Origin of the sequence: Bradyrhizobium quebecense, from assembly GCF_013373795.3 — a bacterium.
GTDB classification, from domain to species: domain Bacteria; phylum Pseudomonadota; class Alphaproteobacteria; order Rhizobiales; family Xanthobacteraceae; genus Bradyrhizobium; species Bradyrhizobium quebecense.
In genome coordinates this window covers 3,043,500-3,060,294 of the sequence record NZ_CP088022.1, presented here as the reverse complement: position 1 = coordinate 3,060,294, position 16,795 = coordinate 3,043,500, and the positions used below count along the sequence as shown (strand labels likewise).

General features: G+C 62.7%; 15 protein-coding genes. 13 read left to right on the top strand and 2 right to left on the bottom strand.

Going from position 1 to position 16,795, the window contains the following annotated elements; genetic code table 11:
- Positions 1-64: 64 nt before the first annotated feature.
- The gene (locus tag HU230_RS14755; RefSeq protein ID WP_176531037.1) at positions 65-790 is read left to right on the top strand and encodes an outer membrane protein; all 726 of its coding nucleotides are present in this window, start codon (positions 65-67) and stop codon (positions 788-790) included.
- A 559-nt stretch (positions 791-1,349) separates the two neighbouring features.
- On the opposite strand, the gene HU230_RS14750 is transcribed toward HU230_RS14755, so the two are convergent.
- On the bottom strand, positions 1,350-1,808 hold the full coding sequence (locus HU230_RS14750) for a DUF3467 domain-containing protein (RefSeq protein ID WP_176531038.1): 459 nt from the start codon (positions 1,806-1,808) through the stop codon (positions 1,350-1,352).
- Complete coding sequence (locus tag HU230_RS14745; protein ID WP_176531039.1) at positions 1,697-2,239, bottom strand: helix-turn-helix domain-containing protein; 543 nt, start codon at positions 2,237-2,239, stop codon at positions 1,697-1,699. The genes HU230_RS14750 and HU230_RS14745 overlap by 112 nt, the downstream gene beginning before the upstream one ends.
- A gap of 517 nt (positions 2,240-2,756) precedes the next feature.
- On the opposite strand from HU230_RS14745, the gene HU230_RS14740 reads away from it, so the two are divergent.
- The 12 genes from HU230_RS14740 (at position 2,757) to rseP (ending at position 16,777) form a co-directional block, all read left to right on the top strand.
- Positions 2,757-3,779 carry a helix-turn-helix domain-containing protein gene (locus tag HU230_RS14740; protein WP_176531040.1) on the top strand — a complete coding sequence of 341 codons (1,023 nt, stop codon included), beginning with the start codon at positions 2,757-2,759 and terminating at the stop codon, positions 3,777-3,779.
- 94 nt (positions 3,780-3,873) lie between these two features.
- A complete protein-coding gene (locus HU230_RS14735; protein ID WP_176531041.1) occupies positions 3,874-4,131 on the top strand; it encodes a hypothetical protein in 258 nt (85 codons plus the stop codon).
- 679 nt (positions 4,132-4,810) lie between these two features.
- Positions 4,811-8,341, top strand: coding sequence for a DNA polymerase III subunit alpha (dnaE, locus tag HU230_RS14730; protein WP_176531042.1), 3,531 nt, complete (start codon positions 4,811-4,813; stop codon positions 8,339-8,341).
- Positions 8,342-8,472: 131 nt separating this feature from the next.
- Complete coding sequence (locus tag HU230_RS14725; protein WP_224943279.1) at positions 8,473-8,979, top strand: DUF2846 domain-containing protein; 507 nt, start codon at positions 8,473-8,475, stop codon at positions 8,977-8,979.
- A 261-nt stretch (positions 8,980-9,240) separates the two neighbouring features.
- Positions 9,241-10,233 (top strand): 30S ribosomal protein S2, encoded by a 993-nt coding sequence (locus HU230_RS14720; RefSeq protein ID WP_176531043.1) that lies wholly within the window; start codon positions 9,241-9,243, stop codon positions 10,231-10,233.
- Between the two features lie 127 nt (positions 10,234-10,360).
- Positions 10,361-11,284, top strand: coding sequence for a translation elongation factor Ts (tsf, locus tag HU230_RS14715; protein WP_176531044.1), 924 nt, complete (start codon positions 10,361-10,363; stop codon positions 11,282-11,284).
- A 69-nt stretch (positions 11,285-11,353) separates the two neighbouring features.
- Positions 11,354-12,070, top strand: a complete 717-nt coding sequence (gene pyrH, locus HU230_RS14710; RefSeq protein WP_092114611.1) for a UMP kinase — start codon at positions 11,354-11,356, stop codon at positions 12,068-12,070.
- A gap of 73 nt (positions 12,071-12,143) precedes the next feature.
- Positions 12,144-12,707, top strand: coding sequence for a ribosome recycling factor (gene frr / locus HU230_RS14705; protein ID WP_176531045.1), 564 nt, complete (start codon positions 12,144-12,146; stop codon positions 12,705-12,707).
- Positions 12,708-12,728: 21 nt separating this feature from the next.
- Positions 12,729-13,487, top strand: a complete 759-nt coding sequence (locus HU230_RS14700) for an isoprenyl transferase (protein WP_176531046.1) — start codon at positions 12,729-12,731, stop codon at positions 13,485-13,487.
- Positions 13,484-14,350 (top strand): phosphatidate cytidylyltransferase, encoded by an 867-nt coding sequence (locus HU230_RS14695; RefSeq protein WP_176531047.1) that lies wholly within the window; start codon positions 13,484-13,486, stop codon positions 14,348-14,350. The genes HU230_RS14700 and HU230_RS14695 overlap by 4 nt, the downstream gene beginning before the upstream one ends.
- Before the next feature lie 4 nt (positions 14,351-14,354).
- On the top strand, positions 14,355-15,581 hold the full coding sequence (gene dxr / locus HU230_RS14690; RefSeq protein WP_176531048.1) for a 1-deoxy-D-xylulose-5-phosphate reductoisomerase: 1,227 nt from the start codon (positions 14,355-14,357) through the stop codon (positions 15,579-15,581).
- Between the two features lie 44 nt (positions 15,582-15,625).
- On the top strand, positions 15,626-16,777 hold the full coding sequence (gene rseP, locus HU230_RS14685) for an RIP metalloprotease RseP (protein WP_176531049.1): 1,152 nt from the start codon (positions 15,626-15,628) through the stop codon (positions 16,775-16,777).
- Positions 16,778-16,795: the final 18 nt, after the last annotated feature.

Genomic DNA, 16,795 nt, shown 5'->3' with positions numbered 1-16,795 from the left:
ACGGGGGCTGCTATGACGGTGTCTCGCGGCCTTGGGGGCCTGTAGAAAAAGTTGGAACGGGAAAATGAAAAAGATTTTGCTTGTCACCGCCAGCCTGCTCGCGCTCAGCGCGACCGCTGCCTCTGCGGCTGACCTCGCGGCTCGCCCTTACACGAAGGCTCCGCCGCCCATGGTTGCCGCTGTGTATGATTGGACCGGCTTCTACATCGGTATCAACGGTGGTTGGGGCCAGAGCCACGACAACCGTTCGGTCGACGGTTTCGGCCAGGCCGGCAGCTACGATGCCAACGGCGGCACCGTCGGTGGCCAGGTCGGCTACCGCTGGCAGACCGGCGGCTGGGTCTGGGGTCTGGAAGCTCAGGGCAACTGGGCTGACTTCTCCGGCAACCTGCTGGTCCCGGGCGGCACCGTTCGCTCGAAGACCGATGCGTTCGGCCTGTTCACCGGTCAGATCGGCTACGCCTGGAACAATGTCCTGCTGTACGCCAAGGGCGGCGCTGCGGTCACCGATCGCAACTATCAGTTCCTGGCACCCGGCGGCGCGCTGGCGTCCTCGACCGGCTTCGACACCCGTTGGAGCCCGACGGTCGGCGTTGGCCTCGAATTCGCCTTCGCTCAGGGCTGGTCGCTCGGCGTCGAATACAACCACATCTTCGAAGACACGCACGGTGCGACCTTCGTGACCCCGGCTGGCGTCGGCGTGACCGGCTTCCACACCGGTGGCGACACCGACATGGTTCTCGGCCGTCTGAACTACAAGTTCGGTGGCCCGATCATCGCGCGTTACTGATCGCTCGCTTAATCCAAGCGGCATCGAAAACCCCGGGCTTCGGCCCGGGGTTTTTTGTTGGCCTGGCGGATTAACCATCGGCCGTGAAGGCGGCGCGGGCATTCCCGGGCTCGCTTGGGTAGTGGGTCAGTTTGATTGTGGCAAGGTTCCGGGGCTGGAATGTTGATTGTCAACGGCGCATATTCGGGACATGGCAACGCGCGATGAATGGTCCCAGAAATTGAAGTGTCCCGACTGCGGGAAGGTGGGCATGGCGCAGATGTCGGACGAACCGGGTCCGCTTATCCAGCGTGATTATCGGGCCACAGTCGATTTGCTGCCAGATGGGTTCAAGATCGTTAATCGCGAGAGCCGCGCTGGTAGCGTCGACATCACCTGCACTTGCTCAGAACGGTCGGCAATCCAATGACCCCCAAACGCCCTAGAGACCCCAACCAGCTCGCCAAGCGGATCATTGATATCGCCACTGGCGAAACGCCCGACCGCGATCCTACGCCAGAGGAAGAGGGCAAAGACCCGGCTGCGGTGGAGTTGGGTAGGAAGGGCGGGAAGGCGCGGGCTAAGTCACTTTCACCTTCCGAGCGCCGCGAGATTGCTTCGCGGGCGGCTTCTTCTCGTTGGCGGGAGAAGCCGTAGGTTCACCAGTAGCGGCTGCCGCTCTCTGCGCTGCCCTCGTTGATTGGATCGTGGCTTCCAACTGCTCGGCGTTCAGCGCTGGCGTAGTCTCTGAATCAGGTATCTTTAGCTCGCCAAAAACCTTCTCATAGGCAACCAAGGTTTCCGAAAGCGACTTGACCAGCGCTTTAAAATGCTGGGGCGAAACCACTACCGAAACCTGATCAACCTGCACCATTTGACCCGAGAAATCGGTATTCTTAGAAAATGTTAGGGTCAAATCGAAGGGGCTTAGGCCGGTGTAACTTGCGTTAGCATAAACGTCCCTGAACTGGGGGTCCCTGACCCTGGAAACCGCTGTATTGACGCTGATGGCTGGTTGGGAAGGGAGCTGGTCTGCCATGTTCGGTTACTTTCTAGAGCTGGATATTTAGTCGCTGTGACGACAACTACGGTACTCTGTGGGGCAAGCGGCTTCGCCAGAGCTAATCGATCGATGGTCGATTGTATGTTTTCGACAGAGAGGCCGACTGGCGTCACATCTTCGGCCAAGATTGAATCGAAGCCGCAGAACTTAATGGCTAAGCCAATCTTGAGTCCGTGAGCGATCTTTAGCAGCGTGTTGACATTAACGCTGCCGCCCTCGGCATTTTCGAGCCGGGAGATAACGGATTGCGGCATGCCGACCAGCGCTCCGAATGCCGTTTGATTTAACCCCAATTCTTCGCGCAATGCTTGGATCTGATAGGCGACGCTCCCCTTGACGTGGGAATCCAAATACGAAGCTCGATAGTCGTCGTCTAAGAATTTTTTGATCTTACTCAGGTCTGACACAGCGTCTCATCCATCTTGAGCCGTTCTTTAGTTCTCTTATTCGGATTCCGGCGGTTTCGAACGCATTCTTCGGGTCATAAACCTTACCCTTGTGCGTGCATGGCAAAACAAAAGTGAAGCAGCATTTTTGCGGAGGCCAGTAACAACCAAGCAGTCGATGCTCCACTCGAGTAGACAATATTATCTCAACAAAATCGTCGATCTTTTTCGTGTGCGCTCCAACCCAGCTTTCGCGAGCCTCCAAGAAGCGAAAAACGTTGTCGTGGCGACCTTGAACAGCAGAGTTTTGACTGTCGTACCAAGCTCGCCATGGGTCGGGTCCATTTGGATCACTATACCACCAGTATTGCCACATTCCGTATGACTTTTTTGCAATATTATGAATTTGCTATATATCACGCTGCGTCATTTTGACTCAGTGTGACGAAGGAGACACGAAAATGGCGTAGCCGACAACTTATGATCGAAATAAACGAATATGCTTGACGCTAAGCAAAAAGGGTCAGATACTCCAGCCATGAACAAGCTGGACCGAAAGACCCGCGCCCAAATCCTGCACCTCCTCTGCGAAGGGCAGTCGATCCGCGCCATTACCCGCCTGATCGGGGCCAGCAAGAACACCGTGGCAAAGCTGCTGGTGGACGCGGGCCACGCCTGCGCGGCCTATCAGGACAAGACGCTTCGGAACCTGACGTGCAAACGCGTCCAGATGGACGAAATCTGGAGCTTCGTTTACGCCAAGGCCGCGAACGTGAAGGGCGCTAAGGCCGCTCCAGCGAGCGCTGGCGACGTCTGGACGTGGACCGCCATCGACGCCGACACAAAGCTGATTGTGAGCTGGCTGCTCGGCGCTCGCGATCTGGACGCGGCTATGACGTTCACCCACGATCTCGAAAGCAGGCTGGCCAATCGCGTCCAGATCACTAGCGACGGGCATGCGCCGTATTTGCAGGCGGTTGATGCAGCGTTTGCCGGAGAGGTGGACTACGCCATGCTCATCAAGCTGTACGGCGCTGCCCCGGAGGCGGAAGTCCGTTACAGCCCGGCCAAGTGCATTGGCGCTCGCAAAGAGCCCAAGAGCGGCAACCCGGAATGGAAGCACATCAGCACGTCCTATGCTGAGCGCAGCAACCTCACCATGCGGATGCACATGCGCCGGTTCACCCGGCTCACCAATGCGTTCTCAAAGAAGGTCGAGAACCACGCTGCGGCGATTGCTCTGCATACAATGTACTACAACTTTGTGCGCATCCATCAGACGCTCAAGGTGACGCCTGCGATGGCCGCTGGCGTCACCGACAAGCTTTGGGAGATGGGCGACCTTGTTGCCATGCTGGAACAGTGGGAGCTGGCGAACTTCAAGCCGGAGTATCAATTCGTCGTGCGTCGATACGCCATCGGGAAGGGGTGTTCTGTGAGCGTCGTATGGCGCGGCGGCGAGATCGATACCGTTTTCGGCTTCGAAAGTGAGGCTGATGCAATGACTTGGATCAAAGAGAAGTCACAAGAATGGCTCATAAATTACAAGAAGAGCGGTTGATTGGGTCAGGTTTACTGTCTATTTATAGAAACTTAACGCCGGTTGACGTGTTATGAGCGCTCTGAAATTAATGGCGCTCATCGGGAGCTACAAAATGAGCACGCTGCGTATAGTTACCTTCAAGGATGGCGACTTCTGGGTTGCTCAATGCCTTGAGCATGACGTGTGCGCGCAGGCGAACGACTTGGACACGCTTCGCTCACGGATTGAAGTGGCGCTTGAGGCAGAATCCCCGCTAGAGCGCCTCCCGGCTGCGCCTGCCCATTTTTTCGAACTTTGGGACCGGAAGTCTGATTTCAACAAATCGGGCAAGAGCGACGGTTTCGAATACGAAATGGCTCTCTGCGCGTAATTTGAAATGGCATACCCGTTTGGCGGTCACCCAACCCTTGCAGCCTATATGACTTGGCTAAGGGACACCCATCAGGGGACTGCGCAGAGCGGGTATAGCACTGACAACAAGGGCAAGGTCCATACCCTTACGAGACTTTCCGCCTGCGGAAAGTCTGTCGTCGTTGTTGGTTTGAGCCAAAACGAATTCCTGTCGCCATCTATGGTCGGGTACTTGGATCGCCGTTTGGGCGTCAAGTCGCCTTGGTTCGCAGTTTAGGCGCTCCCGTCTCCTCAATTAACCAAAGCGATTTCTTTCGGGGTCAGTTTCCAAACTGACCCACTACCCTCGCTTGACTCCCAGAACAAAAAAGGAACAATGTTCTGCATACGTTCCAGTCAGGGAGAGCGGCCATGTTGAAGATTTTTGTGCAGGAAGCTGCAGCGCTGGCATCGATCACGCTGTTCGTCGGGATGATCGCGGTTTGGGCCCAACTGATCACCCAGTTCTGAAATGTGCCCGCAGGGACAGGGCATAGGTTGCGTCTGGGGAAAAGCAGGGCGACCTGCCGCCACGCCGCGTTCGGCGTGGACTTGGCAGGGCTGAGGCCCCACGATGGGATGCGAGTCGGGTCTGATGCTTTCGAGTTCCGGCTTGGGCACTCGCGCCATCCCTGCCTTCAAGAGACCCTCGAGCAGCCATGCCGAATGCCGGATTCGTTCATCTTCACGTTCATTCCGCCTATTCGCTGCTGAAGGGCTCGATCAAGATCGCCAAGCTCGGCGAGCTCGCCAAGGCCGACCGTCAGCCGGCGCTGGCGCTCACCGACACCGACAACATGTTCGGGGCGCTGGAATTCTCCGACAAGATGGCCGGCTACGGCATCCAGCCAATCGTCGGTTGCGAACTGGCGGTGGATTTCGGCGATGTCGACCCCAATACGCGGAGCATCCTGGCGACGACGGGGCCGACGCGAATCGTGCTGCTGGCGGCCCGCGAGCGCGGCTACCGCAGCCTGATGCGGCTGAACTCGCGGGCGTTCCTGGAGACACCGGTCAACCAGACCCCGCACATCAAGCTCGACTGGCTCACCGACGACGCGGAGGATCTGATCGCGCTGACCGGAGGTCCCGACGGGCCGATCGCGCTGGCGCTGCGTGCCGAGCAGGCGGCGCTGGCTGCGACCCGCTGCGAACGCCTGGCGAGCCTGTTCGGCGATCGTCTCTACATCGAATTGCAACGCCACGGCATCGACAAGGAGCGCCGTACCGAGGGCGGTCTGATCGATCTCGCCTACGGCAAGGGCCTGCCGCTGGTTGCGACCAACGAGCCGTATTTCGCCAGCAGCGACGACTACGAATCGCATGATGCGCTGCTGTGCATCGCCGGCGGCCATTTGATCGCCGAGACCAACCGCGAGCAATTGACCCCCGATCACCGCTTCAAGACCCGTGCGGAAATGGCGGTGCTGTTCGCCGATATTCCGGAGGCGCTGGCCTCGACGGTGGAGATCGCCGAGCGCTGCTCGTTCCGGCCGAAGACCCGCAAGCCGATCCTGCCGTTCTTCACGGTCGGCGCCGCGGCTAGCTCCGATGCGGCCGCCGACGAAGCCGCCGAGTTGAAGCGCCAGGCCGAGGAGGGGCTCGCCAACCGCCTGCGGGTGCACGGTCTCTCGCCGGGCATGACTGAAGAGGACTACAGCAAGCGACTGGCTTTCGAGCTCGACGTCATCACCCGCATGAAATATGCGGGCTACTTCCTGATCGTCTCGGACTTCATCAAATGGGCGAAGGCGCAGGGCATTCCGGTCGGACCGGGCCGCGGCTCCGGCGCGGGCTCGCTGGTCGCCTGGGTGCTCACCATCACCGACCTCGATCCGATGCGGTTCGCCTTGCTGTTCGAGCGCTTTCTCAATCCCGAACGCGTCTCGATGCCGGACTTCGACATCGACTTCTGCCAGGACCGCCGCGGCGAGGTGATCCAGTACGTTCAGGAGCGCTACGGCCGCGACCAGGTGGCGCAGATCATCACCTTTGGTACGCTGCAGGCGCGCGGCGTGCTGCGCGACGTCGGGCGCGTGCTGCAGATGCCGTACGGGCAGGTCGACAAGCTGACCAAGCTGGTGCCGCAGAATCCCGCGGCGCCCGTGACGCTGGCGCAGGCGATCGAAGGCGAGCCCAAGCTGCAGGCGTTCCGCGACGAGGATCCGGTGGTGGCGCGTGCGTTCGACATCGCGCAGCGCCTCGAGGGCCTGACCCGCCACGCCTCGACCCACGCCGCAGGTATCGTGATCGGCGACCGGCCGCTGAGCGAGCTGGTGCCGATGTACCGCGATCCGAAATCCGACATGCCGGTCACCCAGTTCAACATGAAATGGGTCGAGCCGGCGGGCCTCGTGAAGTTCGACTTCCTCGGCCTCAAGACGCTGACGGTGCTCGATGTCGCGGTCAAGCTGCTCAAGCAGCGCGACGTTCATGTCGACCTCGCGACGCTGCCGATCGACGATGCGCCGAGTTACCAGATGCTGGCCCGGGGCGATGTCGTCGGCGTGTTCCAGGTGGAAAGCCAGGGCATGCGGCGCGCGCTGATCGACATGCGGCCGGACCGCTTCGAGGACATCATCGCACTGGTCGCGCTGTATCGCCCGGGCCCGATGGCGAACATCCCGACCTATTGCGCGCGCAAGCACGGCGATGAGGAGTCGGAATATCTGCATCCGATCCTGGAGCCGATCCTGAAGGAGACCTTCGGCGTCATCATCTATCAGGAACAGGTGATGCAGATCGCGCAGCAGATGGCGGGCTATTCGCTCGGCCAGGCCGACCTGCTGCGCCGCGCGATGGGCAAGAAGATCCGCGCCGAGATGGACAAGCAGCGCGACATCTTCGTCGCTGGCGCGATGAAGAACGGCGTTGGGAAGGGGCAGGCGGAGACGATCTTCGAGCTGCTCGCCAAGTTCGCCGACTACGGCTTCAACAAGAGTCACGCGGCGGCCTATGCGCTGGTGTCGTACCACACCGCCTATATGAAGGCGCATTACCCGGTCGAGTTCCTGGCGGCGTCGATGACGCTCGAACTCAACAACACCGACAAGCTTTCCGAATTCCGCTCCGAGGCGCAGCGGCTCGGCATCAAGGTCGAGGCGCCCAACATCAATCGCTCCGGCCCGACCTTCGAGGTCAGCGGCAACACGATCTACTACGCGCTCGCCGCGCTGAAGGGCGTCGGCATCCAGGCGGTGGAGCAGATCATCGAGGAGCGCAACAGGAAGGGCGCCTTTACCTCGCTCGCCGATTTCGCCGCAAGGGTGAGCCCGCGCGCCGTCAACAAGCGGATCATCGAAAGCCTTGCGGCGGCCGGCGCGTTCGACACGCTGGACCCGAACCGGGCCCGCGTCTTCGCCGGTGCCGATGCGATCCTCGCGGCGTGTCAGCGCAGCCACGAGGCGGCGACCTCGGGCCAGAACGACATGTTCGGCAGCGCGCCGGATGCGCCCAGCATCATGCTGCCGCTGGTCGAGCCATGGCTGCCCGCGGACCGGCTGCGGCGCGAATATGATGCGATCGGCTTCTTCCTGTCGGGTCATCCGCTCGACGACTACGCGACCGCGCTGAAGCGGCTGCGCGTGCAGTCCTGGGCGGAATTCTCGCGCGCGGTGAAGACTGGCGCGACGGCGGGCAAGGTCGCGGCAACCGTGGTGTCTCGCATGGAGCGGCGCACCAAAACCGGCAACAAGATGGGCATCATGGGCCTGTCGGATCCGACCGGCCATTTCGAGGCAGTCTTGTTCTCCGAGGGCCTCGCGCAGTACCGCGATGTGCTCGAGCCCGGGGCGGCCGTGCTGTTGCAGCTCGGCGCCGAGCTGCAGGGCGAGGACGTGCGGGCGCGGGTGCTGCACGCCGAGCCGCTGGATCACGCCGCGGCCAAGACGCAAAAGGGCCTGCGGATTTTCGTGCGCGACACCAAGCCGCTGGAGTCGATCGCGCGCCGGCTCAACATGCCGGAGGCCGCGCCCGCGCCGGGTGGCGCTGCAAGGCCGACGCCGGCGGTCAAGCCTGCGCCGGCAGCCGCGCCGCAGGCGGGTGCCGCCGACGGTGACGTCTCGCTGGTGATGATGCTGGATCTTGAAACCGAGGTGGAGATGAAGCTGCCCGGCCGCTACAAGGTCTCGCCGCAGATCGCCGGCGCAATCAAGGCGGTCGCGGGCGTGGTCGACGTGCAGACGCTGTAGACGACGATCCCGGCGACGCCGCGGAAAGCCAATGGCTTCGGCTTAAGCACTATTGCAACCACACCGTGCCTCTTTCTATGGTCGCGCCTGCTGGGAATTTCGGGGGCGGGATGTTTGGACGTTACGCGCCCTTGCTGGCCGGTGTGTTGATAGTGTCGGGCTGCGTGAGCGATGGTATCGGCACCGACTATGCGGCGATCTCGCAGAAGTTCCGTCCACCGAAGCCGGGACATTCCCGCGTCGTCGTGCTCCAGGAAAAACGCAAGGGTCTGAGCATGGCGTTTTGCGCCTGCGACCTGAAGCTTGATGGCGAGCCGATCGGCAAGATTTCATTCGGGACCTATACGTTCGCCGATCGCCCCGCCGGCCGGCATCAACTGGTGGCGAGCGAAGTGATGTTTCCCGGCGACACCGCCTTCAACTTCGCAACCGAGCCGGGCCGCACCTATTTCTTTCTGTTGAGATCCAGCGAGCGCCACGACTCCGTCACCGGCGTGTCGATGGTGGGAGGTCTGGTCGGTGGCTTCGTCGCGTCGGCTGCGACCGCGAACGCCGCCAATCCCGGGCCGGCCGATTTCGTAGCGCTGGACGAGACGATCGCGCGCACGACGCTGGCGGACCTGCAATTGGCGCAATAGGGATCGCCTAGCGGGATCTTGGCGGGGGCCTTGGCCGGCTGTACCGGGCTATTTCGGGCCAAAACGGATCAGTTTCGGGGCTCAAAGGGCCCGTCCGGCCGGTGTAACCAGCCGTATTTCCTTGCTTCTGGCGCAAATCGCGCTATATACCGCGCCATCTCACACGGAAACATGGCTCTCAAAGGCCGTCCGGTGGCAACCGGGCCATTCAGGCTCGTTTGCTCACACGTTTCCGGAGGAACCAACCGGAGAATTAGATCTATGTCGCTGCCCGAATTCAACATGCGTCAGCTCTTGGAAGCTGGCGTTCACTTTGGCCATCAGTCTCACCGCTGGAACCCGAAGATGCAGGATTACATCTTCGGCGCCCGCAACAACATCCACATCATCGACCTCGCGCAAACTGTGCCGATGCTGCATCGTGCCCTGCAGGCGGTCAGCGATACCGTCGCCAAGGGCGGCCGCATCCTGTTCGTCGGCACCAAGCGCTCGGCCCAGGACGGCGTTGCCGATGCGGCCAAGCGCTCGGCCCAGTATTTCGTCAACTCGCGCTGGCTCGGCGGCACGCTGACCAACTGGAAGACGATCTCGGCCTCGATCAAGCGTCTGCGCCATCTCGACGACGTGCTGTCGTCGGGCGAAGCCAGCTCCTACACCAAGAAGGAGCGGCTGACGCTGCAGCGCGAGCGCGACAAGCTCGACCGTTCGCTCGGCGGCATCAAGGACATGGGCGGTCTTCCCGACATGATCTTCGTGATCGACACCAACAAGGAAGACATCGCGATCCAGGAAGCCCAGCGGCTCAACATCCCGGTCGCTGCGATCGTCGACACCAATTCGGACCCCAAGGGCATCACCTATGTGGTGCCGGGCAATGACGACGCCGGCCGCGCGATCTCGCTGTATTGCGATCTCGTGGCGCGCGCCGCCATCGACGGCATCTCGCGTGCGCAGGGCGATTCCGGAATCGATATCGGTGCGTCGGCTGCGCCCGTGCAGGAAGACCTCCCGGCGGCTGCGCCGTCCGGCTTCCAGGGCCTCGCTGGTCCGCGCGGCACCGCCGACAACCTCAAGAAGCTCACCGGCGTGTCCGGTACGATCGAGAAGAAGCTCAACGACCTCGGCATCTTCCACTACTGGCAGCTCGCCGAGCTCGACCACGACACCGCGCACAAGATCGGCGAAGAAGTCGGTCTGCCGAGCCGTGCCGACGCCTGGGTTGCCCAGGCCAAGACGCTCGCCGAAGCGGAATAAAAGTTACGCGGCGTGGCCGGGCCTCGCCCGGCCACCGCTCCTATTCCACGAACAACGATTTCCCTGTCGCTGACAGCGGTGCCATCGGGCGCCGCGGTTTCTGTACAGGCAAGAAGGACATTGAACGATGGCAACGATCACAGCAGCGATGGTCAAGGATCTCCGCGAATCGACCGGCGCGGGCATGATGGATTGCAAAGCGGCGCTGACCGAGAACGGCGGCGACATGCAGGCCGCGCAGGATTGGCTGCGCAAGAAGGGCCTGTCAAAGGCCGCCAAGAAGGCCGGCCGCGTGGCCGCCGAGGGCCTGATCGGCGCGCTGACCTCCGGCACCAAGGGCGTGCTGGTCGAGGTCAATTCCGAGACCGACTTCGTTGCGCGTAACGAGCAGTTCCAGGGCCTGGTCAAGATGATCGCCCAGGTCGCGCTGCATAACGGTGCCGATGTCGAGACGATCAAGGCGGCCAAGGTCGGCGACGTCACCGTCGAGACCGCGATCTCCGACGCCATCGCGACGATCGGCGAGAATATGACGCTGCGCCGCGCCGCTTCGCTCGAAGTGAGCAAAGGCGTGGTGTCGAGCTACGTCCACAACGCCGTCGTCGAAGGCGCCGGCAAGATCGGCGTGATCGTGGCGCTGGAATCCACGGGCAAGACCGACGAACTCGCAGTGCTCGGCCGCCAGCTCGCCATGCACGTCGCGGCGGCAAAGCCGCTGGCGCTCGATCCGGCCGGGCTCGATCCTGAGACCGTCAAGCGCGAGAAGGACGTGCTGGCCGACAAGTACCGCCAGCAGGGCAAGCCGGAGAACGTCATCGAGAAGATCGTCGATTCCGGCCTGAAGACCTACTACAAGGAAGTCTGCCTGCTCGATCAGGCCTTTATCCACGACAGCGGCAAGTCCGTTGCCCAGGCGGTGAAGGAAGCTGAGGGTAAGGTCGGCGGGCCGATCAAAATCGCTGGCTTTGTGAACTATGCTCTCGGTGAGGGAATCGAGAAGCAGGAAAGCGACTTCGCCGCCGAAGTCGCGGCCGCCAGCGGCAAGAAGTAACCGCTGACACCTGGCGTCCGGCGTCCGCGCCGGAGGCCTGCCTGCGCGGGATGAGAAAGCGATCGCATCATGGCTGAGCCGATCTATCGTCGCGTGGTGATCAAGCTGTCCGGCGAATATCTGGCCGGCTCCCACGGGTTCGGTATCGATCAACCGACGGTCGACCGCGTCGCCGACGACCTGATCGCGGCCCGCAAGCTCGGTGTCGAGGTCGCGGTCGTGATCGGCGGCGGCAACATCGTCCGCGGCGTCGAGGTGTCCTCGCGCGGCGTGTCCCGGCCGACCGGTGACACCATGGGCATGCTTGCCACCATGATGAACTGCCTCGCGCTCGAGGCGGCGATCGAGCGCAAGGGGACACCGGCGCGGACCTTGTCGGCATTCGTGATGCCGGAGATTTCCGAGCTGTTCACCCGTAGTGCGACGCACAAATATCTCGCCGAGGGACGCATCGTCCTGCTCGGCGGCGGAACCGGCAACCCGTTCTTCACCACCGATACCACCGCCGTGCTGCGCGCGGCCGAGATCGGTGCGGAGGCGGTGCTGAAAGCCACCAATGTCGACGGCGTCTACAGCGCCGACCCGAAGAAGGACCCCAAAGCCAAGCGCTTCGACCGCCTGACCCATTCGCAGGCGATCGAGGGCGGCTACAAGGTCATGGACGCGACCGCTTTCGCACTTGCCCGCGAGACGTCGCTGCCTATCATCGTGTTCTCGATCGCGGAGCCCGGTTCGATCGGTGCGATTCTGCGCGGTACCGGACACGGCACGGTCGTCGCCGGCTGATTGCCGCGCCTGCGGGTCCAGACTTTGGACCCGAGGGCGTCGACAGCCGGTTTCTAGTAAAGGGAGAAGCGTCATGGCCGCAGCTGGTTTTGACATCAACGACGTGAAGCGCCGCATGCAGGGCGCCACACAATCGCTCAAGCACGAGCTCGGCGGTCTGCGTACCGGCCGTGCCGCGGCCTCCATGCTGGAGCCGGTCCAGGTCGAGGCTTACGGCTCGCATATGCCGCTCAACCAGGTTGCGACCATCAGCGTGCCCGAGCCGCGCCTGCTCTCGGTGCAGGTCTGGGACAAGTCGATGGTGAAGGCCGTGGAGAAGGCGATCGTCGACTCCAACCTCGGCCTTTCGCCGGCAACCGAAGGCCAGGTGCTTCGCTTGCGGATTCCCGAACTCAACGAGGAGCGCCGCAAGGAGCTGGTCAAGGTCGCGCACAAATACGCGGAAGCGGCCAAGGTCGCGGTACGCCACGTGCGCCGCGACGGCCTCGACGTGATCAAGAAGCTCGAGAAGAATCACGAGATCTCCGAGGACGATCAGGAGCGCCTGTCGAACGAAGTGCAGAAGGCGACCGACGGCGTGATCGCCGAAGTCGATCAGCTGCTTGCCGCCAAGGAAAAGGAAATCCTGACGGTCTGAAGGCGCTACGGGAAAGAGTCGATGTCGAACGCCGCCGCCCCAGCAACCGACGGACCGGATCGCTCCGGCAGTCCGTTGCATGTGGCGATCATCATGGACGGCAATGGGCGCTGGGCCGCTTCGCGCGGCCTGCCGCGCGTCGAGGGCCATCGCCGCGGCGTCGAGGCGCTGCGCCGCGTGGTGCGTGCGGCCCATGAACTCGGCATCGTCTATCTCACGATCTTTTCGTTCAGCTCGGAAAACTGGTCGCGGCCGGCCAGCGAGATCGGCGATCTGTTCGGCCTGCTGCGCCGCTTCATCCGCAACGATCTGGCGACGCTGCATCGTGACGGCGTGCGGGTGCGCGTGATCGGCGAGCGCGCCGGGCTCGATCCCGACATCTGCGCGCTGCTCAACGAGGCCGAGGAGCTGACGCGGAACAACGTCAAGCTCAACCTCGTGGTCGCCTTCAACTACGGCTCGCGGGCGGAGATCGCCGCCGCCGCGCGGCGCCTTGCGCGCGAGGTCGCCGAAGGCAAGCGCGACGCCAACTCCATCGATGCCGATACGCTCGGGCACTATCTCGATGCGCCCGACATTCCGGACCCCGACCTGATCATCCGCACCAGCGGCGAACAGCGTCTGTCGAACTTCCTGATGTGGCAGGCCGCCTATAGCGAGCTCGTGTTCGTGCCGATTCACTGGCCTGATTTCGACAAGGCGGCGCTCGAAGGCGCAATTGCGGAATACGGCAAGCGTGAGCGCCGGTTCGGCGGCCTCGCCGCGAAAACCGGCTCGTGAGCGAGCGCGAAGCCGCACCGGCGGCAGCAAGCGAGCAGGCGGCCGCGAGCGAGCAGGGGTCGCGCAACTTCGCGATGCGCGTGGTTGCGGCGCTAGTGCTGGCGCCGGTTGCGATCGCGCTGGCCTATCTGGGCGGCATCGCCTGGTCGCTACTGGTGACGCTGGTTGCGGTCGGATTGTTCGCGGAATGGCTCATGGTCACCGGGCTCGGACGCGAACTCCGCGTCATGGTGCCTGGTGTTGTCGCGCTGCTGCTCGCCGGACTTTGCCTGATCGCCGGCCGCATCGATGCGGCGCTGGTGGTCCTCGCCGTCGGTGCGGTTGTCGTGGCGCTGACATCGGGCGTGCGGCGCAACTGGGTCATCGCGGGATTGCTCTATGCTGCGGCCGCCGAGATCGCATCGGTGCTGCTGCGTCTCGATACGGCGAAGGGCTTTGCCGCGCTGATGTTCGTGTTGCTGATCGTGTGGGTCACGGATATCGGCGGCTATTTCGCGGGCCGCAGCATCGGTGGGCCGAAGCTTTGGGTGCGTGTCAGCCCCAAGAAGACATGGGCTGGCGCGGCCGGCGGTTTCGTCGCGAGCCTGTTGATTGCGGCCTGCTTTGCCGCCTTCGAGATCGGCACGGCCGGGCCGCTGCTGATGCTCGGAGCCGTCTTGTCGGTGGTCTCGCAACTTGGCGATCTCTTCGAGTCCGCTGTGAAGCGGCGGTTCGGGGTGAAGGATTCGAGCCACATCATTCCCGGCCACGGCGGCCTTTTGGATCGCCTGGACGGATTTGTCGCGGCCGTCATTGTGGCGGCGATTTTCGGCTTTCTCCGTGGTGGCGCCGATGGCGTCGGACGCGGTCTTATGGTTTGGTGATGAGATGAGCGCAGTTCCGTTGCGTAACAATAAGGCCGCGGCGGCATCCGCAGCGCGGTCCGTGACCGTCCTCGGTGCCACCGGCTCGATCGGCGACAGCACGATGGATCTGCTGCGTGGCGCGCGTGACCGTTACCGGGTCGAGGCGCTGACCGCGAACAGCAATGTCGAGGGACTGGCCAAGCTCGCCAAGGAGTTCGGCGCGCGGTTCGCCGCCATTGCCGATCCGGCGCGGCTTTCCGAATTGAAGGACGCACTGGCCGGAACCCGGATCGAATGCGGAGCCGGAGAGAGCGCCATCATCGAGGCGGCCGCACGGCCGGCGGATTGGGTGATGGCCGCGGTCAGCGGCGCTGCCGGATTGAAGCCGGCACTTGCCGCGGTCGATCGCGGCGCAACCGTCGCGCTCGCCAACAAGGAGTGCCTGGTCTGCGCCGGCGACATCTTCATGGAGCGGGCCAAGAAGGCCGGCGCCTGCATCCTGCCGGCGGACTCCGAGCATAATGCGCTGTTCCAGGCGCTGGCGTCCGGCAATCGCGAGGAACTGACGCGGGTGATCATCACTGCGTCCGGCGGGCCGTTCCGCACCTGGGCTCCCGCCGACATCGAGCAGGCGACGCTGGAACAGGCGCTCAAGCATCCGAACTGGAGCATGGGGCAGAAGATCACGATCGATTCCGCCTCGATGATGAACAAGGGCCTCGAGGTGATCGAGGCGTCCTACCTGTTCGCCCTGGCGCCCGACGAGATCGACGTGCTGGTGCACCCGCAGTCGATCATCCACGGCATGGTCGAGTTCTCCGATCGCTCCGTGATGGCCCAGCTCGGCACGCCGGACATGCGGATCCCGATCGCGCATTGCCTCGGCTGGCCGGACCGGATCGTCGGCCCGTCCGCCAAGCTCGATCTCGCCAAGATCGGACAGCTTACCTTCGAGGTGCCCGACTTCCAGCGTTTCCCGGGGCTGCGGCTCGCTTACGAGGCACTCCGGCTCGGCAATGGCGCGACAACGGTCTACAACGCGTCGAACGAGATCGCGGTCGCGGCGTTTATTGCTGGCAAGATCAAGTTCGGTGCGATCGCCCGGCTGGTCGAGGCGACGATGAACGATTGGATCAGGTCGGGGAATCAGCCACCACTGAACTCGGCGGATGATGCGATTTCCGTTGACCATATCGCGCGAAATAAAGCTGCCGCCCTATTGCCTCAAATTGCCTTAAAGGCAACCTAGAGGGTTGGGGACGGAGCCTATGGCTCTTGTCGAGGGGAATTCGAATGCCCGAGTATTTTCTTCATAGTATCAATGCGTTGAGCCATGGGCTCCTCGGCTATATCGTTCCCTTTCTCTTCGTCCTGACCATCGTTGTTTTCTTTCACGAGCTCGGCCATTTCCTGGTCGCGCGCTGGGCCGGCGTGAAGGTGCTGACGTTCTCGCTGGGTTTCGGGCCGGAGCTTGCCGGCTTCAACGACCGGCATGGCACACGCTGGAAGATCTCGGCGATTCCGCTCGGCGGTTACGTCAAGTTCTTCGGCGACGACAGCGAAGCGTCGACGCCGTCGACGGAGACGCTCGCCGCCATGACGGCGGAGGAGCGCGAAGGCAGCTTCCATCACAAGTCGGTCGGCAAGCGCACCGCCATCGTCGCGGCCGGTCCGGTCGCGAACTTCATTCTCGGTGCCCTGATTTTCGCGGGCATGGCGCTCTATTACGGCAAGCCCAGCACGATCGCCCGGGTCGATGGCCTGGTCGCCGAGAGCGTCGCTGCGAACGCGGGCTTCAAGGTCGGCGATGTCGTCGTCGATATCGACGGCAGCGCGATCCAGAGCTTCGCCGACATGCAGCGGATCGTAGCTTCGAATGCTGATTCAGAACTTGGGTTCAAAGTGAAGCGGGACGGCGCGGTCGTTGCGCTGAAGGCGACGCCCGCACTGAAGGAGGTCAAGGATCCCTTCGGCAATGCCCACCGAATCGGCGTGCTCGGAATCGAGCACAAGGCTCAGGTCGGCGAGGCATCCAGCGCTCCGGTCGGCGTCTTTGAAGCCATGAAGATCGGTGTCGAGCAGGTTTGGTACATTATTTCGAGCACGTTCAAGTTCCTGGGGTCGCTGTTCGTCGGGACCGGCAATCCGGCTGAGGTGAGCGGGGTCATTGGAATCGCGAAGCTGTCGGGGCAGGCCGCGAGCGCCGGGTTCCAGTTCGTTGTCAATCTTTGCGCCATCCTCTCGGTCTCGATCGGGCTGCTGAATCTGTTTCCGATCCCGCTTCTGGATGGTGGACACCTCCTGTTCTACAGCGCGGAGGCGCTTCGTGGGCGCCCGCTTTCAGAGCGGACGCAGGAGGTGGGTTTCCGAATCGGGCTGGGTTTGGTTCTGATGCTGATGGTGTTTGCGACGTATAACGACATCCTCAGAATCGCTGGGTCCTGAAACGGGGCTTTTCTGTGG

What these genes read in the sequence shown, in the direction of transcription:
- HU230_RS14755 (WP_176531037.1), top strand. Translation starts at nt 65, where the DNA reads ATGAAAAAGATTTTGCTTGTCACCGCCAGCCTGCTCGCGCTCAGCGCG.
- HU230_RS14750 (WP_176531038.1), bottom strand. Translation starts at nt 1,808, where the DNA reads ATGGCAGACCAGCTCCCTTCCCAACCAGCCATCAGCGTCAATACAGCG.
- HU230_RS14740 (WP_176531040.1), top strand. Translation starts at nt 2,757, where the DNA reads ATGAACAAGCTGGACCGAAAGACCCGCGCCCAAATCCTGCACCTCCTC.
- HU230_RS14735 (WP_176531041.1), top strand. Translation starts at nt 3,874, where the DNA reads ATGAGCACGCTGCGTATAGTTACCTTCAAGGATGGCGACTTCTGGGTT.
- dnaE (WP_176531042.1), top strand. Translation starts at nt 4,811, where the DNA reads ATGCCGAATGCCGGATTCGTTCATCTTCACGTTCATTCCGCCTATTCG.
- HU230_RS14720 (WP_176531043.1), top strand. Translation starts at nt 9,241, where the DNA reads ATGTCGCTGCCCGAATTCAACATGCGTCAGCTCTTGGAAGCTGGCGTT.
- tsf (WP_176531044.1), top strand. Translation starts at nt 10,361, where the DNA reads ATGGCAACGATCACAGCAGCGATGGTCAAGGATCTCCGCGAATCGACC.
- pyrH (WP_092114611.1), top strand. Translation starts at nt 11,354, where the DNA reads ATGGCTGAGCCGATCTATCGTCGCGTGGTGATCAAGCTGTCCGGCGAA.
- frr (WP_176531045.1), top strand. Translation starts at nt 12,144, where the DNA reads ATGGCCGCAGCTGGTTTTGACATCAACGACGTGAAGCGCCGCATGCAG.
- HU230_RS14700 (WP_176531046.1), top strand. Translation starts at nt 12,729, where the DNA reads ATGTCGAACGCCGCCGCCCCAGCAACCGACGGACCGGATCGCTCCGGC.
- dxr (WP_176531048.1), top strand. Translation starts at nt 14,355, where the DNA reads ATGAGCGCAGTTCCGTTGCGTAACAATAAGGCCGCGGCGGCATCCGCA.
- rseP (WP_176531049.1), top strand. Translation starts at nt 15,626, where the DNA reads ATGCCCGAGTATTTTCTTCATAGTATCAATGCGTTGAGCCATGGGCTC.